The sequence below is a fragment of the Phreatobacter sp. AB_2022a genome, from assembly GCF_026847585.1.
In the GTDB taxonomy this organism is placed as follows: Bacteria; Pseudomonadota; Alphaproteobacteria; order Rhizobiales; family Phreatobacteraceae; genus Phreatobacter.
On the sequence record NZ_JAPSET010000018.1, the window covers coordinates 57625 to 81846 of the forward strand.

General features: G+C 69.1%; 16 protein-coding genes. 11 read left to right on the top strand and 5 right to left on the bottom strand.

The window, feature by feature from the left end; translation table 11 throughout:
* The first annotated feature begins 287 nt into the window (after positions 1-287).
* A complete protein-coding gene (gene glgX / locus OZ671_RS14850) occupies positions 288-2339 on the top strand; it encodes a glycogen debranching protein GlgX (RefSeq protein ID WP_268861464.1) in 2052 nt (683 codons plus the stop codon).
* A gap of 8 nt (positions 2340-2347) precedes the next feature.
* On the opposite strand, the gene OZ671_RS14855 is transcribed toward glgX, so the two are convergent.
* Together OZ671_RS14855 and OZ671_RS14860 are read right to left on the bottom strand one after the other, a co-directional pair.
* Entirely contained in the window at positions 2348-4792 is a 2445-nt protein-coding gene (locus OZ671_RS14855; RefSeq protein WP_268861465.1) for a glycogen/starch/alpha-glucan phosphorylase, read from the bottom strand.
* Between the two features lie 392 nt (positions 4793-5184).
* Positions 5185-5988: a DUF899 domain-containing protein gene (locus OZ671_RS14860; RefSeq protein ID WP_268861466.1), complete on the bottom strand. Its 804-nt coding sequence runs from the start codon at positions 5986-5988 to the stop codon at positions 5185-5187.
* Between the two features lie 206 nt (positions 5989-6194).
* Here OZ671_RS14860 and OZ671_RS14865 point away from each other — a divergent pair, with 206 nt between their 5' ends.
* A complete protein-coding gene (locus OZ671_RS14865; RefSeq protein WP_268861467.1) occupies positions 6195-6836 on the top strand; it encodes a glutamine cyclotransferase in 642 nt (213 codons plus the stop codon).
* Positions 6837-6912: 76 nt separating this feature from the next.
* Here the strand turns inward: OZ671_RS14865 and OZ671_RS14870 are convergent, their stop codons facing one another.
* Entirely contained in the window at positions 6913-14091 is a 7179-nt protein-coding gene (locus OZ671_RS14870) for a hypothetical protein (RefSeq protein ID WP_268861468.1), read from the bottom strand.
* A 577-nt stretch (positions 14092-14668) separates the two neighbouring features.
* Positions 14669-15100 carry a hypothetical protein gene (locus OZ671_RS14875; RefSeq protein WP_268861469.1) on the bottom strand — a complete coding sequence of 144 codons (432 nt, stop codon included), beginning with the start codon at positions 15098-15100 and terminating at the stop codon, positions 14669-14671.
* Positions 15101-15260: 160 nt separating this feature from the next.
* Here OZ671_RS14875 and OZ671_RS14880 point away from each other — a divergent pair, with 160 nt between their 5' ends.
* From OZ671_RS14880 to OZ671_RS14915, 8 genes are all read left to right on the top strand, one after another.
* Positions 15261-15536 (top strand): hypothetical protein, encoded by a 276-nt coding sequence (locus OZ671_RS14880; RefSeq protein WP_268861470.1) that lies wholly within the window; start codon positions 15261-15263, stop codon positions 15534-15536.
* A 156-nt stretch (positions 15537-15692) separates the two neighbouring features.
* Positions 15693-16049 (top strand): Hpt domain-containing protein, encoded by a 357-nt coding sequence (locus OZ671_RS14885; RefSeq protein ID WP_038306431.1) that lies wholly within the window; start codon positions 15693-15695, stop codon positions 16047-16049.
* A gap of 212 nt (positions 16050-16261) precedes the next feature.
* Complete coding sequence (locus tag OZ671_RS14890; RefSeq protein WP_268861471.1) at positions 16262-16582, top strand: 2Fe-2S iron-sulfur cluster-binding protein; 321 nt, start codon at positions 16262-16264, stop codon at positions 16580-16582.
* Positions 16583-16687: 105 nt separating this feature from the next.
* Entirely contained in the window at positions 16688-17725 is a 1038-nt protein-coding gene (locus OZ671_RS14895) for an NAD(P)/FAD-dependent oxidoreductase (RefSeq protein WP_268861472.1), read from the top strand.
* Between the two features lie 85 nt (positions 17726-17810).
* Entirely contained in the window at positions 17811-18335 is a 525-nt protein-coding gene (locus OZ671_RS14900; protein WP_268861473.1) for a SixA phosphatase family protein, read from the top strand.
* Position 18336: 1 nt separating this feature from the next.
* Entirely contained in the window at positions 18337-19776 is a 1440-nt protein-coding gene (locus tag OZ671_RS14905; RefSeq protein WP_268861474.1) for a YcjX family protein, read from the top strand.
* The gene (locus OZ671_RS14910; protein ID WP_268861475.1) at positions 19773-20801 is read left to right on the top strand and encodes a YcjF family protein; all 1029 of its coding nucleotides are present in this window, start codon (positions 19773-19775) and stop codon (positions 20799-20801) included. The genes OZ671_RS14905 and OZ671_RS14910 overlap by 4 nt, the downstream gene beginning before the upstream one ends.
* 63 nt (positions 20802-20864) lie before the next feature.
* Positions 20865-21299, top strand: a complete 435-nt coding sequence (locus OZ671_RS14915; RefSeq protein WP_268861476.1) for a universal stress protein — start codon at positions 20865-20867, stop codon at positions 21297-21299.
* A 7-nt stretch (positions 21300-21306) separates the two neighbouring features.
* Here OZ671_RS14915 and OZ671_RS14920 read toward each other — a convergent pair whose 3' ends face one another.
* Positions 21307-22725, bottom strand: coding sequence for an APC family permease (locus tag OZ671_RS14920; protein WP_268861477.1), 1419 nt, complete (start codon positions 22723-22725; stop codon positions 21307-21309).
* A 291-nt stretch (positions 22726-23016) separates the two neighbouring features.
* On the opposite strand from OZ671_RS14920, the gene OZ671_RS14925 reads away from it, so the two are divergent.
* Positions 23017-24177 (top strand): enolase C-terminal domain-like protein, encoded by a 1161-nt coding sequence (locus tag OZ671_RS14925; protein WP_268861478.1) that lies wholly within the window; start codon positions 23017-23019, stop codon positions 24175-24177.
* Positions 24178-24222: the final 45 nt, after the last annotated feature.

Consider the following 24222-nt stretch of genomic DNA (forward strand, 5'->3'; position numbering starts at 1 on the left):
GGCGAGCGGGCCGTGCAAGGATGCGTAGCAAAATCTCATTGCGCATGTCCGATCAGGCTAACCTCGGCAGACCAGCTGGCACGCGACCGGCGGCGCTCCGTGACATGCGCGGCCGAGCCGGCCCGCCTGTCACAGTTCGGGGATGAACCGCCTGCCGTGGCAGGCGTTTCCTCGGCGACCGACCGGCGCCCGACTCCTGGGACGAACGAAGAATTCACGTTCTGGACGAACGAAGGATCCCTCTTGCAGTTCCACTGATCTCACCGGGAGGCGAGCGCGTCCCTGCCATGCAAGCCTTTGAAATCGTCGAGAGCCGCAGCCCGCTTCTGGGAGCCAATGCAGATGATGAAGGCGTCGGTTTCGCGCTGTTCTCGTCGGTTGCGAGCGGCGTTGACCTGTGTCTGTTCGATCCCGGCGGCACGCAGGAAATCGCCCGCCTGGCCTTGCCGACATGCGAGAACGAGATCTGGAGCGGCTATGTGCCGGGGCTCCGGGCGGGGCAGCGCTACGGCTATCGCGTGCACGGGCCCTACGATCCCGCCGCGGGCCTTCGCTGCAACCCCAACAAGCTGCTGATCGATCCCTATGCACGGCAGCTGACGGGCGACATCGCGCTGTCGGAAGCGCATTTCGGCTATGACCGCGCGGCGGAAGCCGATCGCGATCTGACCTTCAGCCGGCTCGACAGTGCCGGCGTCACGCCGAAATGCATCGTCTGCGGCGACCTTGACGGCGGGCCGGGCCCGAGCGCGCCGGTGATCGGCTGGGACCGCACCATTCTCTATGAGCTTCATATCGACGGCTTTTCCAGGCTGCATCCGGCCGGCGGCGCGGCAGGGCTTGCCCCGTGCGAGGCGCTCGCCGCGCCCGATCTCGTCGCGCATGTCAGGAGCCTCGGCGTCACGTCCGTCGAGCTCCTGCCGGTGCATGCCTTCGCCGACGACTATCCGCTGGCGGCGAAGGGCCTGCGCAACTACTGGGGCTACAACAGCGTCGGCTTCTTCGCGCCCGCGCCGCGCTATCTCGGGCCTCAGGGCCTGCGGTCGTTCCGCGACATGGTGCGCTGTTTCCACGATGCCGGCGTCGAGGTCATTCTCGACGTCGTCTACAACCACACCGCCGAAAGCGACGAGTTCGGCCCGACGCTCAGCTTTCGCGGCATCGACAATGCCGCCTATTACCAGCTTCAGCCGCAGGATCCGCGTCGCTATGTCAACAATGCCGGCACCGGCAACACGCTGCGCGCCGAGCATCCGCGCGTCATCGCCCTCGTCCTCGATTCCCTGCGCTACTGGGCGCAGGTCATGGAGGTCGACGGCTTTCGCTTCGACCTCGCCGCGAGCCTTGCCCGCAAGGACGGGCCGTTCGACGCCCACGCGCCGCTCCTGAGCGCCATCGCGCAGGATCCGGTCGTCAGGCGGCTGAAATGCATCGCCGAACCCTGGGACGCCCGGGCGGAGGGCTATGCTCTCGGCGCGTTTCCGCCCGGCTGGGCCGAATGGAACGACCGCTACCGCGACCGGGTGCGCGCCTATTGGCGCGGCGACCCCGGCTCCGCGCGCGGACTTGCCGAAGGCCTGGCCGGTTCGCCTGGCACATTCGACCGCCGCGGCCGGGCGCCCTGGGCGAGCGTCAACTTCGTCACCGCCCATGACGGCTTCACGCTGCGCGATCTCGTCTCCTACGATCGCAAGCACAACGAAGCGAACGGCGAGGACAATCGCGACGGCCAGGACGACAACCGGTCGTGGAACTGCGGCTGGGAAGGCGAGACCGGCGATCCTGCCGTCAATGCCCTGCGCGAGCGGCAGATGCGCAACATGCTGGCGACGCTCCTGCTGTCGCATGGCACACCGATGGTGCTGGCCGGAGACGAGATCGGCCGGTCGCAGGGTGGCAACAACAATGCCTACTGCCAGGACGGCCCGATCAGCTGGCTCGACTGGGACGCGCTGTCGCCGCGCTATCAGGGGCTGCTCGCCTTTGCGCGCCGGCTGATTGCGCTGCGCCAGCAGCATGGCCTGTTCCGCCCGCCGCGCTACGGCGACGTCGTCCTGCGCTGGCTGAATGCCGGCGGCGGCGAGCAGGAGCCGGCTCACTGGGCGGACGCCTCGGCGCTTGCCTTCGGCTGCCTGATGACGGTGGAGGCGGGCGGACCGGAGAGCCTGATCCTGTTCAATTCCTACGCCGACACGGTGCGCTTCCAGCTGCCGGCGCGCGGCGGCGGCCAGGCCTGGACGCTGGTCGTCGACACGGCCGACCCCGAGGCTCGCACGGGCGCGTCCGAGACCGCCGAGGCCATCCGGGTCGGCGGCCGCAGCCTGATGGTTCTGACGTGACGGCGCGCCTATGTCTCGACGGGCATGTGCCAGATATCGGCGGCATATTGGCGTATGGCGCGGTCCGAACTGAACCAGCCGCAGCCGGCGGTATTCAGGATCGACCGGCGCCACCAGGCACCGGGATCGGCCCAGAGCGCGTCGACCCGGCGCTGCGCCTGGCGATAGGTCTCGAAGTCGCGCAGCGTCATGAACCAGTCGTTGTGCCGGAGGTCGCGAACGAGATCGGCGTAGCGGCCCGGATCGCCCGGCGAGAACGCGCCTTGCGAAACCGCTTCGAGAACGTCGCTGAGATAGGGGGACCGCCCGATGACCGCTTCGGTATCGCTGCGCCCGCGCGCGGCCTCGACCTCGTCGGCGGTCATGCCGAAAATGACGATATTGTCCTCGCCGACCCGCTCGCGGATCTCGAGGTTCGCCCCGTCGAGCGTGCCGATCGTCAGGGCGCCGTTCAGCGCGAATTTCATGTTGCCGGTGCCGGAAGCCTCCATGCCGGCGGTCGATATCTGCTCGGACAGGTCGGCCGCGGGAATGACGAGCTCCGCGACGCTGACATTGTAATTGGGGATGAACACGACCTGCAGCCGGTCCCGCGTCATCGCATCGTTGTTGACGACCGCGGCGACGTCGTTGATCAGATTGATGACCCGCTTGGCGGTCAGATAGTTCGATGCCGCCTTGCCCGCGAAGATCTTCACCCGCGGCTGCCAGTCCAGATAGGGCTCGGCGCGCATCGCGTCATAGAGCGCGATGGTCTCGATGATGTTCATGAGCTGGCGCTTGTATTCGTGCACGCGCTTGATCTGCGCGTCGAACATGGCGCGCACGTTGACGGCAATGCCGGTCTCGCGGCGGATATAGTCCGCCAGGCGCTCCTTGTTGGCGAGGCGTATGGCGGCGACCCGTTGCTGCACCGCCGCGTCGCCGCAGCACCGCGCGAACCGGTCGATCACGCCGATATCGTCGAAGATCTCGCTGCCGCAGGTCTCGGCCAGAAGCTCGGCCAAGGCCGCATTGGCGCCGAACAGCCAGCGGCGGGGCGTGATGCCATTGGTGACGTTGCGGATGCGTGTCGGGAAGATCCTGTGCAACGGCTCGAACACCGTCGTGCGCATGAGCGAGGAATGGAGCTCGGACACGCCGTTGACCGTATGCGATCCCAGAAAGGCGAGATGGGCCATGCGGACGCGGCGGCCGTGATGCTCGTCGATCAGGGAAAGGCGGGAGAGGTCGGCGGTCGGGGTTTCGGCGAGGGCACGCTCGAGAAATCTGGCATTGATGGCGAAGATGATCTGCATGTGCCGCGGCAGAAGCCGTTCCATCAGCGACACCGGCCAGGTTTCCAGCGCCTCCGGCAGCAGGGTGTGGTTGGTGTAGGAGATCGTGGCGTTGACGAGCGACCAGGCCTCGCTCCAGTCCACCGCGTGGTCGTCGACGACAATGCGCATGAGCTCGGCGACGGCGAGAGCCGGGTGGGTGTCGTTGAGCTGGATCGAGGCCTTCTCCGGCAAGGACCTGACATTGCCGAACTGCTGGATGTGCCGGCGTACCAGGTCCTGCAGGGAGGCGGCGGTGAAGAAATATTCCTGCCGCAGGCGCAGCTCCTGTCCGGCCGGCGTGCTGTCGTTCGGGTAGAGCACGCTGGAGATCGCCTCCGCGCGGTTGCGCTCGGCATGCGCACCGAGATGGTCCCCTTCGTTGAAGGCCTTGAGCTGCAAGGGATTTTCGGCACGCGCGCGCCACAGGCGCAAGGTGACGGCCCCGGCGCTGCGCCAGCCGATGATCGGCGTGTCATAGGCGACGGCGAAGACGCTTTCGCTCGGCGCCCAGGTGGCGCGGCCGAACGGTGTCGTATCGACGACGGCGCCCCCAAAGCCGATCTGATACGTGTTTTCGGGCCGCTCGAGCTCCCAGGGATTGCGGAAGGTCAGCCATTCCTCCGGCGCCTCCATCTGCTGGCCACCGGCAATGAACTGCTTGAACAGGCCGTGGTCGTACCGGATGCCGTAGCCGCGGCAGGGCACGCCGATCGTCGCCATGCTTTCCAGATAGCAGGCTGCCAGGCGGCCGAGGCCGCCATTGCCGAGCGCCGCGTCGGGCTCGATCGTCTCGATTGCCTCGAGGTCGACGCCGAGCTCGGCAAGCGCGCCGCGCATCGCTCCGGTCAGCCCGAAATTGCTCAGCGCGTTGGCGAAGGAGCGGCCGATCAGGAATTCCAGCGAGAGGTAGTAGACGCGTTTTCGGCCGGTCCGGTAGCTGTCGATCGTCGTCTGCTGCCAGGTGTCGATGATCCTGTCGCGCAAGGCCAGGATGGCGGCGGTCAGCCAGTCATGATCTCCGGCTGTGGCCGGCGTCTTGCCGATCGAATAGGTCAGCTTGCGCAGGATCTCCTGCTTCAGCACGGCGGTGTCGCCACCTGGATCGGCGGCGGAACGGGGGCGGGAAGCGGTCATGATTCACTGCCTGACGTCATCTGGTCGCAACCATGGCGGGGGACGCGCTGGAACACAGCGCGACGGGGCTCGACGGTTTGAGACCTTGCGGATTCCGTTTCGGGCGAACGTCTTGCGCGATCGAGGCGACACTATCGGCATGGCTACCTGGCAATCGTGATCCGCGTGCCCGAAGGCGAGGAGAGATCCGCAGGTGGAGGCTCGGGGTGCCCGGCGTGACCTACCGGAACCGGTCGTCGGAGGCGGCGCTGGTCGCGAAAGCAAGCGCCCGCGAGCTGTAGGAGAACCCAATGAACCACGTCCAGTTCCCGGGGCCCGTCTGCGGGGTGCCAAAAAAGCCCCGGCGACAGGGTTGTCGCCGGGGCCGAGGCTCTTGGTCCCGAAGGGTGGGTTCAGCTGCAGCAGGACGCGGCGTCGCGCCGGCTGCCGGCCTCATATTCGTCGCTGCGGCGCCACCAGACGCCGGTCTCGTTGCGCCCCTTCGGCGCACGATCGAGCCACGGGTACATGCCCCAGACGCCATCGACACCGCGCGAATAGGCCGAATAGGTATGATAGACGACGCCATCCTCGCGGGTGAAGGCGCTGAGGCCGGGGCGGTCGCGCTTGTAGGCGGCGACATCGGTTCCGCACATGGCGGCGAACTGCGCCTCCGGCGTCGCTCGGCCGCCGGCGGTCTCCGGCTGCGGCACAAAGCCGGCCTGGCGCCGGTAGTTGTAGGTGATGCCCTCGCGCTGCTGTGCCTCCGTGAACGAGGCCTCGAAGTCGAAATTGAAATCGCTGTCCGCGGACGAGGCCCAGGGAAAGCGCCAGCCCATCCGCTCGCGGTAGCCGAGGAGCTTGGCCAGGGGCGCGCGCGAGACCGCCCAGAGCATCACGTCGTGATGGGCCAGATGGGTCACGACGCCGTTAAAGCCGTCGGCGATCGCCGAGCAGGACGGGCAGCCGGCCGCCCAATCGGCGCCGAACATGAAGTGATAGACCAGCAGCTGCGAGCGGCCCTGGAACAGGTCGGCGAGCGAGACCTCGCCGGCCTCGGTATCGAAACGGTAGGCCTTGTCGACGCGCACCCAGGGCAGGGCCCGGCGCTGCCGGGCGAGCGCGTCGCCGCGCCGGGTGTGCTCCTTTTCGGCCGCGAGCAGCGCGATCCGTGCCGCCAGCCACTCTTCGCGGGTTCCGGTTCTCCCAGTGGTCATCGTCTTGCGCTCCTGTTTCAGGACGTGGGGCCGGCCGCTCGCCGCGAGCGTGCCGTCATGTCCGGTGGTAGGCCGCTCGGCGCCGCGTGCGGGAGTGACAAGTGTGGCGGGATTTCGCGGGCCGCACCCGGCTGCGGAGGGGCGAGGCGACCTTCGCGACGCAGTTGTTACTCCCGCGGCCCGGGAGACGGGGCTAGGCTTGCCCCATGAAACACGCACAAGCTGAAATCCTCCGCGAATATGGCCCGTTTCCGGGCGTTTCCGAGGTCCACGGGCTGACCTTCGATGGCCGGCACGTCTGGTTCGCATCGGGTGACCGGTTGAACGCGCTCGACCCGGGGAGCGGTGTCCTGGCTCGCACAATCGCGGTGCCGGCCCGTGCCGGGACGGCTTTCGACGGCCGGCACCTGTTCCAGATCGCCAACAACCGGATCCAGAAGATCGATCCGGAGACCGGCCTCGTGCTGTCGACCATCCCGACGCCGGGCGAGGGGCATTCCGGCCTCGCCTGGGCCGAGGGCTCGCTCTGGATCGCCCAGCATCAGGGCCGGCGGATCATGCAGATCGATCCGGCCACCGGCGCCGTGCTGCGCACCATCGAAAGCAACCGCGTCGTGACCGGCGTGACCTGGATCGACGGCGAGCTCTGGCATGGCACCTGGCAGGACGAGACGAGCGACCTCAGGCGGATCGATGCCGGGACCGGCGCGCTGCTGGAGCGGCTCGACATGCCTTCCGGCATGGGCGTCTCGGGACTGGAGGCCCATGGCGACCTGTTCTTCTGCGGCGGCGGGCCGAGCGGCAAGGTTCGTGCCGTCCGCCGGCCGCGACGGGCCGCAGCGCAATAACGAGGATCGGCGACAACGAGCCTAACAAAAAGGGCGCCAAGCGGCGCCCTTTTCGATGTCGCTATGTCGAGACGGCTCAGTCGAAGCGGCCGCTCGAATGGGCGAGCAGGGTGAAGACCTTGCCGGTTTCCGACGTCAGATAGGTGCGGGCGAGCGAGCCGTCGCGGTCGTTGCGGTCGACGTCGCCGAGCAGGCGCTGGAACTCGTCGATATAGCGGTCGACGGTGTCGCGGAACTCGGCGTCACGGCGGTAGCGGCGGCGCAGGTCGTCGAAGGTCTGCTGACCCTGGGTGGTGTAGAGCCGGCGCGAAAAGACGTTCCGCTCGCCACGGCGCCAGCGCTCCCAGAGGTCGACGACCGCATCGTGGTCGACCATCCGCGCGATGTCCGAGGACAGGGCGTCAAGATTGTCGAGCGCAGCGGGGGCAGGGGGCCTGCGGCCGGCCGGCCGCAGCCGCTCGCCCTCGCCCTCCTCCGTCGATGCACGCGCCAGCAGATCCGACAGCCAGCCACGCTCCGTGCCGCCACGGGCCGGCTCGCTGCGGGCCGGCGCCTCGCGCCGCGGCTCGGCCTTGGGCGTTTCCGCCTTGTGGCTCTCCTGGCGCGGGGCTTCGGCGCGCGGCGCCTCGCCACGGGCCAGCTCGGCGACGTTGGTGCTGCCGCGCAGCGGCACAGGCGGCATGGACAGCGGCTCCTGCCGCCGCGCGCCGGTCGGCGCGAGCGGCGCCGGCTCGGCAATGTCATAGGCGCGGCCGGACTTGGCGACGATGTCGTTCAGCTCAGCCAGGGCCTTGATCTGCTCGGCGACCACCCGGCGCATGGCCGCGGTGTTCTCCTGCGTTTCGCGCGGGATCTCCACCATGCCGCGGGACAGTTCGCTGCGGGTCGCCGCGAGTTCGGTCTGAATCTCGGCAGCCATGCCCTTCATGCTGGCGGTGAGCGAGGCGAAGCGTTCGGCGGCGTCCTGGAACAGGGCGTTCATGTCGGTGGTCGCCTGGTCGTAGGCCGACCGCAGGGCGTGCGAGGTGCGCTCGCGCTCCTTGCCGGTGGCGAGGCGCAGCGCATCCGCCTGTTCGTGGATCGCCTTGGTGGTCTGGCCGGTGGATTCGACCAGCACGCGGCCGATTTCCCGTGCCCGGTTCTCGGCGGCCGACAGATTGTCGTCGAGCAGGCCCGAGAAGCTCTTGATCAGGTTGTCCATGTCCTCGGTCTTGCCGACGAGATGGCCGATCAGGCCTTCGATCACCTCGCGCCGCTCGTCGAGCGACTTGTCGAGGCGGGCATGGGTGCGGCTGACCTGCTCGGCCGCGCCGGCGAGAACCGCCGCCTGGCTGTCGAGCCGTTCGGCCAGCGCGGAGACGTCCTTCAGCACCGAGCTCGCGACCGTCGTCAGCTGGCCGATATGGCCGTTGAGCGCCTGGGTCGAGCTTTCGGCCGTCGTGGAGGCGGTCTCGACCGAACTGCGGAACTCGTCGATGCGCTTGCCGAGCTGCCGGTTGATGGTGCCGAGATTGGCCTCGGCCTGGCTCGACAGGTCACGCAGCACGATGTTCGACTCGGCGAGCCGGCCGAGCAGGCCGCCGACCTCCTCGCGCAGCTGCTCGTTGGTGGCGGTCAGGGCGGCGATCGACTCGCGGGCGCCTTCGTCCACCGTCGTGCGGAAGACGGTCGAGGAATCGGTCAGCGTGCGGGCCGCCATTTCGCTCGAGTCGGTGATCGATCGGGTGACCTCGATGCCGGTTTCCGACAACGCCTGGGTGATCTCGGCGCCCTTCTGGCCGAGCACCTCGGCGATCGTCGCGCCGCGGTTTTCCAGGGCCCGGACCACGATGTCGCCGACGCGGCTGACCTCGGAGGTGATGGCCTGGCCATTCTCGCCGATGCGGGCGACCAGATGGCCGCCGCGCTCGTCGAGCAGGGAGGCGAGCTCGGTCGAACGGGCGCCGAGCACGGCGTTGATCTCGTTGACGCGAGTCGACAGGCCGACCGTGATGTCGCTGGAAATGGTCGCCAGCGTGCGCTCGACGTCCTCGGCATTGGCACGCAGCGTCGCCGAGACGGCATCGACCTTGTCGGCAAGCTTCTGGGCGATGGAGGTGCCGCGCTCGTCGAGCGACTGCGAGACCGTCTCCAGCCGGCCGACCACGACCTGCTCGAAGCGCATGACGCGGGTGTCGAGGCTTTCGGCGACCTCCTGGGCACGGCTGCCGAGGGTGCGATTGATCTCGTCGGCCTTCTCGCTGAGGGTCGCGGTGATCAGATCGGCCTTGCCGGTGAGGATGTAGGTGACCTCGTCCGACTTGTCGCCGAGCGTGCGGGTGATCTCGCTCGACTTGGCGGTGAGATTGTCGGCGATCTCCGCCGACTTGCTCGCCAGCGTCCGTGCGATCTCGTCGGAACGGAGGGTGATCGACGAGGCGATCTCGCCGGACTTGATCGCCAGATGCTCGGCGATCGCATCGGAGCGATCGGTGAGGCTCTGGGCGATCTCCTCGGACTTCGACGAGAGATGGCGGGCGATCTGATCGGACTTGCTCGTCAGGTTGCGGGCGATCTCGTCCGACTTGTCGGTGATGCTCTGGGTGATCTCGTCCGACTTGGCGGCGAGGTTGATGGTGATCTCCGCCGACTTGTTCTCCAGCGCCTCCGTCACGCTGCGGCCGCCGTCGCCGAGAACCTTGGCGAGTTCGAGCGTGCGGCTCGCGAGCGTCGCGTTGAACGCCTGGGCACGGTTGTCCAGCGCCTGGTCGATGCGGGCGAGACGGGCGTCGAGCGCTTCGGTGATCTCGCTGCTCTTGCCCGCGACGCGGTCGGCGAATTCGCGCGTATCGTTGAGGATCCGGTCGGCCAGCTCGCCGCCCTTGCCGGCGATCGTCGCCTCGAGGGCGTCGACATGGCCGGTGAGCTTGTGGTCGAGCAGCGCGACGTGGGTCGCGACCGATTCCGTGAGCGTCGTCGCATGGCCGGCGACGCGCATTTCGAATTCGGACGTATGGCGGCCGATGGCCTGTTCGAGCGCCGTCGTGTGCGACGAGACGAGCTCGCGCAGGTTCGACGTATGCCGCCCGACCGTCTCCTCCAGCGCCGCGGCATGGCCGACGACGCGGGTCTCGAAGCCCTGGCTGTGGCGGCCGATGGCCTCGTCGATCGCGGCGGCCTGGCTCGCCACGCGCTGCTCGAAGCCCTGGCTGTGCTTCAGCAAGGTCTCCTCGATATTGCCGGCGTGCGACAGGACGCGGTCCTCGAAGCCCTGGCTGTGCTTCAGCAGGGTCTCCTCGATATTGCCGGCGTGCGTCAGGATGCGCTCCTCGAAGCCGGTGCTGTGCCGGACGAGGCTGTCCTCCATCTGGTTCGCGTAGCTGGCGACGCGGGTCTCGAAGCCGGTGGTGTGGCGCAGGATCGCCGTCTCCATGTTTCCGGCATGGGCCGAGACGCGTTCCTCGAAGGCCTGGCTGTGCCGGGCGATCGCGTCCTCCATGTTGGCGGCATGGGCCGAGACGCGCTGCTCGAAGCCCTGGCCGTGGCGGCTGAGCGTCTCCTCGAGCTGGCCGGTATGGGCGATGATGCGCTGCTCGAAGCCCTGGCTGTGACGCGTCATGACGTCTTCGAGGTTGCCGGTATGGGCCAGGACGCGCGCCTCGAAGCCCTGGCTGTGGCGGCCGATGGCCTCTTCGAGATTGGCGGCGTGGCTCGCCACGCGCTGCTCGAAGCCCGAGCTGTGGCGGCTGATGGCGTCCTCGAGCGTGACGACGTTCTGGGCGATGCGGGTGACGATGGCGTCGCCATGCTCGCCGACCGCCGAGGACACCGCGTTGGCGGCGGTCTGCAACTGGCTGGTGAGCTCCTGGCTCTTGGACGAGAGCAGGCCGGAAACCTCGTTGCCGATCACGCCGAGCCGGTTGGTGAGGTCGGTGCCCTGGGTCGCGAGCGCCGACAGCACCTCGGTGCCGGCGAGCTCGATTTCCGAGCGGAGACCGGTGGTGCGTTCAGAAATGGCGGTCGTGACGGTCTCGCCGGCGCGGAAGAGCGCGAGCTGGACGTCCTGGGCCTTCTCGGTGAGGGTCTCGACCACCTGGATGCCGACGTCGCCGATGGCCGACTTGGCCTCGCCGGTCCGCTGGGCGATGGCCTGCGCGATCAGCTGGCCGGTGACCGACAGGCGCTTGTCGAGTTCGTCACCCTGGACGGTGATGGTCGCGTGCAGGCGGTCGCCGGTTTCGGCGATGCGGTTCGCCAGCGCTTCGCTGCGCTGGCCGAAGCTGTTGCCGGTCTCCGCCATCAGCGCGATCAGCGTCTCGCCGCGCTGGTCGAAGCTGGCGCCGGTCTCGTTCATGCGGGCGATCAGGGCTTCGCCGCGCTGGCCGAAGGTGGCGGCGATCTCGCCGCTGGTGGCTTCCAGCTTGCCGGCAACATCCACGACGGTCACCTGCAGGCGGTCGCCGGTCTCGGCAATGCGCGAGATCAGTGCGTCGCCGCGCTGGCCGAACGTGTCGGCGACATGGCCGCCAGTGGCCTCCAGCTTTTCCACCAGGTCGGTCACCGTGACCTGCAGGCGATCGCCGGTCTCGGCGACGCGAGCGGCGAAGGCGCCGCCCCGCAGGCTGATGCTGTCGGCAATGTTGGCGCCGGTCGTCTCGAGCCGGTCGACGACGTCGACGACCGTCGTCTGCAGCCGGTCGCCGGTTTCGGCGATGCGGGAGACGAGGGCGTCGCCGCGCAGGCCGAGGCCCTCGGCGATGTGGCTGCCGGTCGCCTCCAGCCGCTCGACCACCTCGGCGACGGTGCCCTGCAGGCGGTCGCCGGTCTCGGCGATGCGGGTAACCAGGGTTTCGCCGCGCTGGCCGAGATTGTCCGCGATGGTGCCGCTGGTGGTCTCCAGACGGTCGACCACTTCCGCGATGCTGCCGTGCAGGCGCTGGCCGGTATCGGCAATGCGCAGGACCAGGGCGTCGCCGCGCTGGCCGAGGCTGTCGATGATGCCGCCGCCGGCCGTTTCAAGCCGATCCACCACTTCGGCGACGCCGACATGCAGGCGGTCGCCGGTCTCGGAGATGCGCGCGATCAGGGCGTCGCCGCGCTGGCCGAAGGCCGCCGCGACATGGTCGCCGGTCGTTTCCAGCTTGCCGACGACGTCGACGACGGTGCCCTGCAGACGGTCGCCGGTCTCGGCGATGCGCGCGATGAGGGTGTCGCCGCGCTCGCCGAGGGCCGCCGCGACATGGTCGCCGGTGGTTTCGAGCTTGCCGACGACGTCGATGACGGTGCCCTGCAGGCGGTCGCCGGTCTCGGCGATGCGCGTGATGAGGATGTCGCTGCGTTCGCCGAGGGCGGCCGCGACGTGGTTGCCGGTCGTCTCCAGCCGGTCGACGACTTCGGTCACGGTGCCCTGCAGGCGATCGCCGGTCTCGGCGATGCGGGCGATCAGGATGTCGCCGCGCTGACCCAGCGCCTGGGCGACATAGCCGCCGGTCGTTTCCAGCTTGTCCACCACCTCGGTGACGGTGTTCTGCAGGCGATCGCCGGTCTCGGCGATGCGGGCCGCGAAGGCATCGCCCCGCTGGCCGATATTGTCGGCCACGAAGCTGCCCGTGGCCTCCAGCTTCTCGACCACTTCGCCGCCGCGCGCCGAGAGCTCGCCGACGATGGTGTCGCCGGCATCCTTGAGGCGGCTCGTCACCTCGCTGCCGCGGTTCGACAGCTCGAAGACCAGCGACTCGCCGGCCTCCTTCAGGCGCGTCGTCACGTCGCCGCCGCGCAGCGACAGCTCGCTGATGAGGTTTTCGCCGGTCTCCTTGAGCAGCGCGGCGACGCCGGTGCTCTGGTTCGACAGTTCCGCGACCAGGCTGTGGCCGGTGTCACGCAGCAGGCTCGTCACCTCGCTGCCGCGGCCGGAGAGCTCCGCCACCAGCGCTTCGCCGGTGTCCTTCAGGCGGGCGGAAACGTCGCTGCCGCGGTTCGACAGCTCGGCGACCAGCGTATCGGCCGAATCCTTCAGGCGCGTCGCCACCTCGTCGGCGCGCGCGGCGATGGCATGGGTGATCTCGGCGCTGGTCGAGGCCAGGTGCTCGGTCATGGTCGAGCCGGTTTCCGACAGCTTGGCCGCCATCGTCGAGCCGGTCTCGGCCATGGCGATGGTGACGCTGTTGCCGGTATCGGTCAGCACGGTGGTGACGCGGTCGCCGGTCGTCGACAGGGCGCGCGTGACCTCTTCGCTGGTGGCGGAGAGGCGCTCGACGATGTCCGAGCCGCGCACGTTCATCTGGTCGATCATGTGATCGCCGGCGCGGCCGAGCGCGACGGTGATGGCCTCAGCCTTGTCGGCCAGGCTGCTGGTGACGCGCAGGCCGCTCTCGTCGATCCGGCGGGACAGGTTGTCACCGGCCTCGGCCATCTGGGCGGCGAGATGCTCGTGCGCGCCGGTGATGGCGCCACGCACGCGCTCGGAGTTGGAGACGATGGCCTCGCGCTGGGTGACCAGTTCCTCGATCAGGTTGCGGATGCGCAATTCGTTGTCGTTATAGGCGCGCTCGAGCGAGGCCACCTCGTTGTGAACGAGGGATTCGAGCTCGTTGGCGCGGGCGAGCGCGCGCTCGACGCCGTCGCCCATGGCGGCAACCTCGCGGCGGATCGCCTGGCCGACCGACACGATCGATTCACGCGCCACCGTCTCCGGCTCGGCGAGGCGAATGGCGACTTCGCTCATGCCGCGCGCGACGATGCGCATTTCCTGCGTGCGGCGGATCAGGCCGCCCATGACGAAGAAGAACACGACCGGCAGGACGAGCGCGGTCAGGAAGGTGAGGACGGCGGGGGAGGTGACGTCGAGGGCGGTGCCGGCGAGGAGGCGCGAGCCGAGGAACAGGCCGAGGCCGACCCATGCGATGGAGACGAAGAAGGCAACCCAGAGCGGCGTCGCGGAGGCGCGGCGCGACAGACGCTCGAGCAACTGGGCAATGTCCCGGCGGTCGTCGTTGGCCGGCGGCTGGCTCGGCGCCACCACGGTCTCGCCGCGCCGGACGTCGGCAAACAGGTCGTCGTCGACCTTGACCGGGGAGGCCGCGGCCGCCGCATTCTCGGTCGAGCGCGCCGAAGGCGATGCCGAAGAAGAGGATTTGGCGGGTTCGGGCGCCTGTGGCGTGCCCTGACCCTTTGCCGCCCCCTTGGTCGCCTCCTCATTGGCGAGGTTCAGCGCATCCTGGATCGCCGCCAGAGCCGCTTCTGCCGGATCCTGGATCTTCTTCGGAGTGTTCGCCATCGTCGTCGCCCGCGTCCTCAATACATCTCGCAGACAGGTACCCGGCAGCGCGCGTGCTACGACCCCAGTGCCTCTCGGACGCAACACAGCGCTGGCGGGACGACAGTCCGCCGCACCCCTAATCTACCGGTGAGATCTTCCGAAAGATACCGGAACACCGGCGACTTTCTCAAACATCGTTAACGCCTTGTTTACCATAAATTTTGCCAAGTGCTTGAAAAGTCTCGATCGAGCTTGGCGAAACAGGGCTCCCAGGGGGCTTGAAGGCGTTAACCTGAGCAGCAGAAAGCCGTCCCCCTGACCTGCCGGGTCAGGTCCCGGACGGAAGCTTTCAACCGGTTTTCCCCAGGGGCCGAAAGCCGCCGATCCCAGGCGGCGCGCGCCGTTCGGCGGCATCGCCGCGGGCAAGCCGCCGGACAATGCCGCCGGGCCGGCTAAGCATTCGCCCGGAGGCACGTTCCGTCCCGCACGCACGGGACCGCAGGGCGCGTCCGCGTGCGTCGGGCCGCGCATCGGAAAGGCAGAAAGGACAAGGCGTTGCGTGCAGCCCAGCCGGCCGCGTGGGCGGTCCCGCCGGTCACCGGTGCGGGGCGCACCAGCGGTAGGTCTTGCCGTTCGAGACGAAGGTCGTCTCGTCGAGGATCCGGTAGCGGAACGCGTAGGTCCCATCGGGGCTCACGCCGCCGCTGCCGCCGGTCTCGCAGCGCGCCGTGCCGGAATAGACGTTGCCCTCGACGCGGACACGGCCGATGCGGCAGTAGCCGTCCCGGTCCTCGCCGCGCGGCGACAGGGTCCCGGAATAGAGGCCGATGCTGCTCAGGATGTCGCCGGCGCCCGTGCCGCGTCCGGGCGGGCCGCAGGCGACGCTATTGTAGTCGCCGTCGCGCAGCGGCAGGCGATCGGCGGCCGAGGCACCGGTTGCGACGAGGGCGGCGGCGAGGACGATGGCGATCTTCATGTGGAACCCGGGATGTTGGGCCGCCATGAGGGTATGGGCGGCTGCGGCCATGGCATATATCCGAATCATTTCTGTGAAATTGTGCGGCTGCGGTCAATTGCGCCTGCTTGGCAGGCCTTGCCGCGGCCGCCTGTGATGGCCGTGGCGCTCCTGTCTTGAACGTGCAACGATCCGGCGTCTAAAGCGTATCGTCGAGGGTCGCTCGTTCACCATGACCGAGAAGTCGACAAAGCCGAAACGTCCGCCGGTATCCCGGCCAAGCGAGGCGCAACGCCGCTGGCTCGCCCGCGGCGCTCAGCAGCCCGGCGGCAAGCTGCCGCTGTTCGACAGCGATGGCCGCGAGGTGCCGCATGCCACCATCCGGTCCTGCATCGAGGCGGGCTGGGCCGAGCCCTGGTTTGCCAATCCGATCAAGCCGGACTGGCTGGTCTGCAAGCTGACCGACGCGGGCAGACAGGTGATCGCGCCGAAGCAGGGCAAGACCTGACGGCGATTTACCGCCCGTCAACCGAATGCCCGTGTTTGGCGGCTGTCTGGTCTTGTCTTAACCTTGGCTTGCCCCGGCCTCGACAATGATCTGGTGACACGACGCCGAAACGGTTCGCGCTGTAATCTGGCGTAATGGCAGGATGACACGATACTCATGACGGACGATCAATCCGGGCAGGCCAGCCCTCTCGATCTCGACCATCTCGCCCGGCAGACGCTGGGAGACCCCGATCTGGAGCGGGAGGTTCTGGAACTGTTCGAGCAGCAGTCGCGGGCGATGATCGCCAAGCTGAGGGCGGCCACCACCGCCAAGGACTGGGCCTATGCCGCCCATACGCTGGTCGGCTCGGCACGCGGCATCGGCGCCTTTGCCGTCGCAGCCGCAGCGGCCGCGGTCGAGGGCGCCAAGCTCGACCATCTTTCCAGCCGCGCCATGGCCGAACTCGACCGGCTGGAGGCCGAGGTGGCCGAGGCCAATGCCTTCATCGCCGAGCGGCGCCGGGCCGCCTGAGGCCGCCGCTCCGGCGGCTTTCGGCCGACATCGCGACGCGACGTGCGCGCGGCCGCCGACGGCGGGCCATCCGCTGCATGGAGGGGCTGCCGATCGGCCCTCTGGCATGGCGGGCGGCTTTTCGCTATCTGAACGGCATCCGGGACCGCCGCGGACCATGCGGCGGTCTTCGTCTTGTCAGGACCATTCACGTCTCAAGGGCCCAAGCCATCATGCCTCAGATTACCTTCATCGATCATGCTGGCGAGAAGCGCTCGGTGACCGGCGACGTCGGCGCGACCGTGATGGAAACGGCGATCAAGAACGGCGTGCCGGGCATCGTGGCCGAATGCGGCGGCGCCTGCGCCTGCGCGACCTGCCATGTCTATGTCGACGATGCCTGGACCGCGGCGGTCGGCGAGCCCTCCCACATGGAGGAGGACATGCTCGATTTCGCCTTCGATGTCCGGCCGAACTCGCGCCTGTCCTGCCAGATCAAGATCACCGACGCGCTCGACGGCCTCGTGGTGACGACGCCCGAGCGGCAGGGATGATCGCGGCGGGTGCCGTGATGTCGAAGCCCGCTTCGGCTTGATACCGCGCGCGGAGCGGGTTTCAGGTCCGAGGACCGCCAGCGCGGCGTGACCGGGGAGAGCCCTATGACCAACCCCATCGAGACCGATTGCCTGATCATCGGAGCCGGCCCGGTCGGCCTGTTCGCGGTGTTCGAGCTCGGCCTGCTCGACATCAAGGCCCATCTGGTCGACATCCTGCCCAAGGTCGGCGGGCAATGTTCCGAGCTCTACCCGGAAAAGCCGATCTACGACATTCCCGGCTTTCCGTCGGTGAGCGGCCAGGGGCTGGTCGACAATCTGATGAAGCAGATCGAGCCGTTCGGCGCGACCTACCATCTCGGGCAGCAGGTCGACGCGGTCGAGGTGCTGGGAACCGCCGAGAAGCCGCTGTTCCGCGTCACGACCGACGCCGGCGAAGTGTTCCAGGCCAAGACCATCGCCGTTGCCGCCGGCGGCGGCTCGTTCCAGCCAAAACGGCCGCCGGTCGCCGGGATCGAGGCCTATGAGGGCCATTCGGTCCATTATGCGGTGCGCAAGATCGAGCACTTCCGCGACCGCGACGTGTTCATTGTCGGCGGCGGCGACAGCGCGCTCGACTGGACGCTGAGCCTGCAGCCGGTCGCCCGTTCGCTGACCCTGATGCACCGGCGCGACGAGTTCCGCGCCGCGCCCCATTCGGTCGAGCAGATGCGCGCCCTGGTGGCCGCCGACAAGATGAAGCTCGTCTTCGGCCAGATCGCCGCACTGGAAGGCGAGGGGGCCGCGCTGTCCGCCGTGCAGTGCCGCGGCTCCGACGGCCAGCCCTTCACGATCGCCTGCGACCGGCTGCTGCCGTTCTTCGGGCTGACGATGAAGCTCGGACCGATCGCGGCCTGGGGCCTCAACCTGCATGAAAACCTGATCGCCGTGGACACCGAGAAGTTCGAGACCTCGACACCCGGCATCTTCGCGATCGGCGACATCAACTGGTATCCCGGCAAGCTGAAGCTGATCCTTTCGGGCTTCCACGAGGCCGCCCTGTTCGCGCAGAAGGCGCATCGCTACGTCTATCCGGACCGTCGGCTGACCTTCCAGTACACGACGTCCTCGACCAGCCTGCAGAAGAAGCTCGGCGTCGCCTGAGCGCCTCGGCGATGCCGCTCCGCGACAGGGCGCCGCTTGTGCGCGGCGGCTCGATCGCGCACATAGAGAGATCCCAGAGGCGGCCATGCATCGACTGATCCTCCTGCGTCACGCCAAATCGGACTGGCCGGAGGGCGTGCGCGACCATGACCGGCCACTCAACGGCCGTGGCCGGCGCGCGGCGCCGCTGATCGGCTCCGCCATGGCCGCGCGCGGCTTCGTCCCGGACCGGGCTCTCGTCTCCACGGCCCGGCGGACGCACGAAACCTGGGCGCTCGCCCGCGCCGCGGCACCGGTCCTGCCTGAAGGCGTCGAGGAGCCGCGGCTCTACCACGCCTCGCCCGCCATGCTCATGGCGGTCATCGCCCAGACCCCGGAAAGCGTCGGTACGCTGGTCCTGGTCGGGCACAACCCCGGCACCGAAACGCTCGCCGGCAGCCTGGTCGCCAGGGGGCCCGCTCTCGAGCGGCAGCGGATCGCGGCCAAATATCCGACCGGCGGCCTCGCGGTCATCGACTGCGACATCGCCGCCTGGCGCGACATCGCTCCCAAATGCGGCACGCTCGTCGCCTTCGTCTGCCCGCGCGATCTCGACGGCGAGACGGAATGACATGGTCTGGACCGGTTTTCTGAACGAAACCCGGCTCGCCGCGCGCTCGATCGCGGCCTATGCGACCGACTGGGTCAGCCCGACACTGCGGCTCGGCGTCACCGGCCTGTCGCGCTCGGGCAAGACCGTGTTCATCACGGCGCTCGTCCATGGCCTGCTGACCGCTGCCCGCTGGCCGGTGTTCGAGGCGCAGGCACAGGGCCGCATCGCCCGGGTCAGGCTCGAGCCGCAGCCCGACGACGGCGTGCCGCGCTTTCCCTACGAGGCGCATCTGGCGAGCCTGACCGGTCCGGAACGAACCTGGCCCGACGGCACGAAGCGCATCAGCGAGATCCGTCTCGCCATCGATTTCGCGTCGAATGCGGGCCTGATGCGCGGCACCGAGAAGACGCTGACGCTCGATATCGTCGACTATCCCGGCGAATGGCTGCTCGACCTGCCGCTGCTGGCGCAGAGCTATTCCGAATGGTGCCGGCGCAGCCTCGATGCGGCGCGGCTGGCGCCGCGACAGGCCCTGTCGGCCGCCTTCCTGGGCGCCGCGGCGGAGATCGACCCCTTCGGCCGCGCCGACGAGGCCGCGGCGCGGCGGCTCGCGGAGCTGTTCACCGCCTATCTCAAGACCTGCCGCGACGAGCGGGTGTCGCTGTCGACGCTGCCGCCGGGCCGGTTCCTGCTGCCGGGCGATATGGAGGGGTCGCCGGCGCTCACCTTCGCGCCGCTCGACCTTCAGGGCCGCGAGGCGCCTGCCGACAGCCTCGCCGCGCTGATGGAGCGACGGTTCGAGAGCTACAAGCGCCTCGTGGTCATGCCCTTCTATGCCGATCATTTCGCCACGCTCGACCGGCAGATCGTGCTGGTCGACGCGCTCGCGGCGCTCAATGCCGGCCCGCCGGCGCTGCACGACCTGGAACTGGCGCTCGCCGACGTGCTGACCGCCTTCCGGCCGGGCCGCAACTCGATCCTCTCGGCCATGCTTGCGCGGCGCATCGACAAGGTGCTGTTCGCGGCGACCAAGGCCGATCATCTGCATCAGACGAGCCACGACCGGCTGGAGGCGCTGCTCGGCCGCCTGACCGAGCGAGCCATGCAGCGGGCGGCCTTCGCCGGCTCGCAGGTCGACGTCGTGGCGCTGGCCTCGCTGCGCGCCACCCGCGAGACGACCGTGACGCGCGGACGCGAGACGCTGGCCTGCATCGTCGGCACGCCGCTGGCCGGTGAGACGGCCGGCGGCGAGACCTTCGACGGCCGGTCGGACGCTGCGGTGTTTCCCGGCGAACTGCCGGCCGACCCGGCGGGCCTGTTCGCCGGGGCCGACGCGTTCGACGGCGAGGACTATCGTTTCGTCCGCTTCCGCCCGCCGCTGATCGAGCCGAGCCGGCCTCTGCCGCATATCCGGCTCGACCGCGCCGTGGAATTCCTCATCGGAGATCGCCTGGCATGAGCGATGCGCCGAAAAAGCCCATGGCCTTCCGGCTCGACCGGCAGGATATCGAGATCGCGGCGCCGTCGGATGCACCGGTGCCGGCGCGCAGCGGCCCCGTTGCCGACGACGCGGTGCCGCCGCCACCGGCGACGGCGCCGACCAGCCGCTGGGTCAAGCTGTTCTGGACCGGCCTCGGCGGGCTGGTGTCGCTGGCCTTCGGCCTTGCCGTGTCGCGCCTGATCGACGACCTGTTCCAGCGCGCCGCCTGGCTCGGCTGGGTCGGCCTCGCCGCGCTCGCGCTGTTCCTGCTCGCCGGGCTCGTCCTGCTCGGGCGCGAATTCGTCTCGCTGCGCCGGCTGGCGCGTTTCGACCGGCTGCGCGAGCGTGCGGAACAGGCGCTGGCCGCCCGCGACGACCGGGCCGCGGCCGCCGTCGCCGACGACCTGGTGGCCGCACTCGCCGGCAATCCGCGCACCGCCAAGGGCCGGGCCCGCGTCGCCGATGCGGTGAGCGAGGGCATCATCGACGGTCCGCAGCGCCTGCGCATCGTCGAGCGGGAGGTCCTGGAGCCGCTCGACCGGGAGGCGACGCGGCTGGTCGCGGAAGCGGCCCGGCGCGTCTCGGTGGTCACCGCGGTCTCGCCGCGCGCGGCGGTGGACCTGGCGGTGGTGTTCGGCACCGCGGTGCAGCTCGTTCGCCGGCTCGCCGAACTCTATGGCGGCCGTCCCGGTACGCTCGGCATGTTCAAGCTGACCCGCCACGTCCTGACCCATATGGCGCTGACCGGCGGCATGGCGGCGGGCGACACCGTTCTGGACCAGCTTCTCGGGGCGGGTCTCGCCTCCAAACTGTCGGCCAAGCTCGGCGAGGGCGTTCTGAACGGGCTTTTGACGGCGCGGCTCGGTGTCACAGCTATCGCCGTGACGCGGCCGCTGCCCTATATTCAATCAGCACGGCCGGATCTGCGCGATCTCGCCGGCGACGCCCTGAGCCTTTCCGCGGCAAGAGCCGAGCGGGACAGGACCGGCGGACCGAACGGCTGATCGCGCTCGCCTGACATGCGGGGCATTGCCTGAAGGTCCGGTCGCCGGAACGAGGAGGCATCGATGTTCAAGACCGTGCTTTGTCCTGTCGACGTCAACGAGGCCGGCCTGGAAACCCGCGCCATCGCCACCGCGGTCCCGATGGTCCGGGCGAGCGGCGGCAAGCTCACCTTGCTGGCGGTCGTGCTCGAATCGCCGGTCATGGCGGCCGAATATCTGCCGCCGGATTTCCGCGAGAACCAGGTGCGCGAAGCTGGCGAGGTGCTGGCCCGCCTGGCCCGCGAGACCGGCCTGCCGCCGGACCAGGTCGAGACCCGCATCCGCCACGGCAGGCCCTATCACGAGATCCTGGAGGAGGCGCGGGCGATCCATGTCGAGCTGATCGTCATGGCGTCGCACCGGCCCGGCCTGTCGACCTATCTGCTCGGCTCGAACGCCACCTATGTGGTCCGGCATGCCGCCTGCTCGGTGATGGTCATTCGCGAGCAGACGGCCTGAGGCGGCTTCAGTTCACCGGACCGGCGCCGCCGATATCGGCCATGTCCGGTTCGGAGGGCCGGGTGCCCGTGGCGCGATTGGCCCAGACGGTCACCAGCCAGAGGACGATGCCGATGCCGATCAGGACGCCGGCGATCCTGTACTGGACCGGATCCCGTCCGGTCCAGGGCCCGGTCAGGAAGGCGCAGCTCAGCGCCCCCAACACCGGCAGGACTGTGGGCGTGCGGAAATGCTCGTGCGCGACCGGGTCGCGGCGCAGCACCAGCACCGCGACATTGACGATCGTGAAGACGGCGAGCAGCAGCAGCGCCGTCGTGCCGCCGAGCGCCGGCACTTCGCCGACGAAGGTGATCAGCGCGAAGGCGAGCAGCGTCGTGAAGCCGATCGCCACATAGGGCGTGCGCCGGCCGGCATGGACGCGGCCGAGGAGCGGCGGCAGGACGTGCTCGCGGCTCATGCCGTAGACGAGGCGGCTGGCCATGAGCATGTTGATCAGCGCGCTGTTGGCGACGGCAAACATGGTGATGAAGCCGAAAATGCCCAGCGGGAAATTCGGCGCGCCGGCCTGCACCACCTTGAGCAGCGGCGTTTCGCCTTCGCCGAGCTGCTCCGGCGGCACCAGGGTGATCGCGGAGATCGACACCAGCACGTAGATGGCACCGGTGATGACCAGGCCGGCGAGCAGAACGACCGGGAAATGCCGGGTCGGGTTCTTGCACTCCTCGGCCATGTTGACCGAGTCCTCGAAGCCGACCATGGCGAAGAAGGCGAGCGTCGTCGCCGCCACCACCGGCCAGACCATGCTGCCGTCCATGCCCGTCTTGAACTCGAGCACGCGGGAGACGTCGCCCTGGCCCGCGCCGATCGCCCAGAGGCCGATGACGATGATGATCAGCAGGCCGGTCAGCTCGACGCAGGTGAGCACCACATTGGCCTTCACGCTCTCGCCGACACCGCGGAAATTGATCGCCGCGCAGGCCGCCATGAAGACGAGGCCGATGACGGTGATGCCGAGGCCGGCGAGGTTGAGCCCGAAGGCGTGGGACATGTTGGCCGCGAAGGCGCGCGAGGCGGTCGAGGCCGAGGTGATCCCGGAGCACATGACGGCGAAGGCGACGATGAAAGTGACGAAATGGATGCCGAAGGCCTTGTGGGTATAGAGGGCGGCGCCGGCGGCCTTGGGGTACTTCGTCACCAGTTCGAGATAGCTGAAGGCGGTCACCAGGGCGACCGCGAAGGCGACCAGGAACGGCAGCCAGACGACGCCGCCGACCTGCTTCGCCACCTGGCCGGTCAGGGCGTAGATGCCGGTGCCGAGAATGTCGCCGACAATGAAGAGCAGCAGGAGCCAGGGGCCCATCACCCGGTGCAGGCCGGGCTCGGCGGCCGCGCGGGCCGCATCGGTATTCGCCGTCACGTCGGTCATTGGCAGAGCCTCTCAACCACGTCTTGCGATTCATCCATGAGAAGCGAATTCGGCGCCTGGAGTCAAAAGCGGCATGAAGTGATGCGCGCAAAGTCAGGACAGACGCGCGCCGGCTGGCGGCGGCCGGACGCGCTCGCCTGTGCGCCGACCGGGCGAAGCGTGCGCCGATCGGGCGAATCCGGGGCGACCCGCGCGTCTCACGCAAAGCTTTCCGGAGGCCGACAGCGCCATTGTTGACGGGCGGGCCGGCGCGGGATCAGGTGCATTGCCGGAGCGGAACAGGGACAGGCCATGCGCATCGTCGCAATCTCCGAACGGACAATCCCCGTCTCGCGTTATGCCGATCCGGCGCTGCCGTCGGGCGGCCTCACCACCAGCCTCGTCACGGTCACCACGGACGTTTGGCGTGGCGGCCATCCGGTGATCGGCCATGGCTATGCCTCGGTCGGCCGGTTCGCTCAGGGCGGACTGATCCGCGAGCGCTTCGCGCCGCGCCTGCTCGCCGTCGCCGGCGCGTCGCTGGCGGATGAGGCCGGCACGACCCTCGACCCGTTTCGGGCCTGGGCAGTGATGATGAACGGCGAGAAGCCCGGCGGCCATGGCGAGCGCTGCGTGGCCGTCGGCGCGCTCGACATGGCGATCTGGGACGCGGCGGCGAAGATCGCCGGCGAGCCGCTCGCTGCGCTGCTGGCCCGCCGCACCGGGCGGCCGGCGCCGCCCGACACGGTGCCCGTCTATGCCGGCGGCGGCTACCCCTATCCGGCTGGCGATCTCGACCGCCTCGCCGGGGAAATCGCCCATTTCGCCAATCTCGGCTTCACCCACGCCAAGATCAAGATCGGCGCCGATCCGGAGTGCGATGCGCGGCGGATCGAGGTCGCGGCCAGGCAATTGCCGGGCAGCGCGCATCTTGCCGTCGATGCGATGAACCGGTTCGATCTGGCCGGCGGGCTGGCCGCGGCCGCGATGCTCGGGCCGTTCGGCCTCTGGTGGTTCGAGGACATTTGCGACCCGCATGATTTCGCGACCCAGGCGGCCGTCGCAGCGGCCTATCCCGCGCCGATCGCCGCGGGCGAGGCGCTGTTCTCGGTGGCCGAAGCGCGGCTGCTCGACCGCCATGGCGGGCTTCGGCGCGACCGCGACATCCTCGTCTTCGATCCTGCCCATTGCTACGGCCTGACCGGCTATTGCGGCATCGTCGAGACGCTGACCGCCGCCGGCTGGCCGCGCGAGGCCTTCTGGCCGCATGGCGGACATCTCTTCGCCCTGCATGTCGTGGCGGGGCTCGGCCTCGGCGGCGCCGAGGTCAGCCCCCTGGCCTTCGCGCCGTTCCGCGGCCTTGCCGACGGCGCCCGGATCAACGGCGGCCGGGCACCGGTGCCGCAAGCACCGGGCATCGGCTTCGAGCTGCATGGCGAGGCCTGGCGCGCCTTCAAGGCGGATGGCGCCTGAACCGGCCCGGATGCTGCGCCGGCCGGCTAAGCGTTTGTCCCGTAT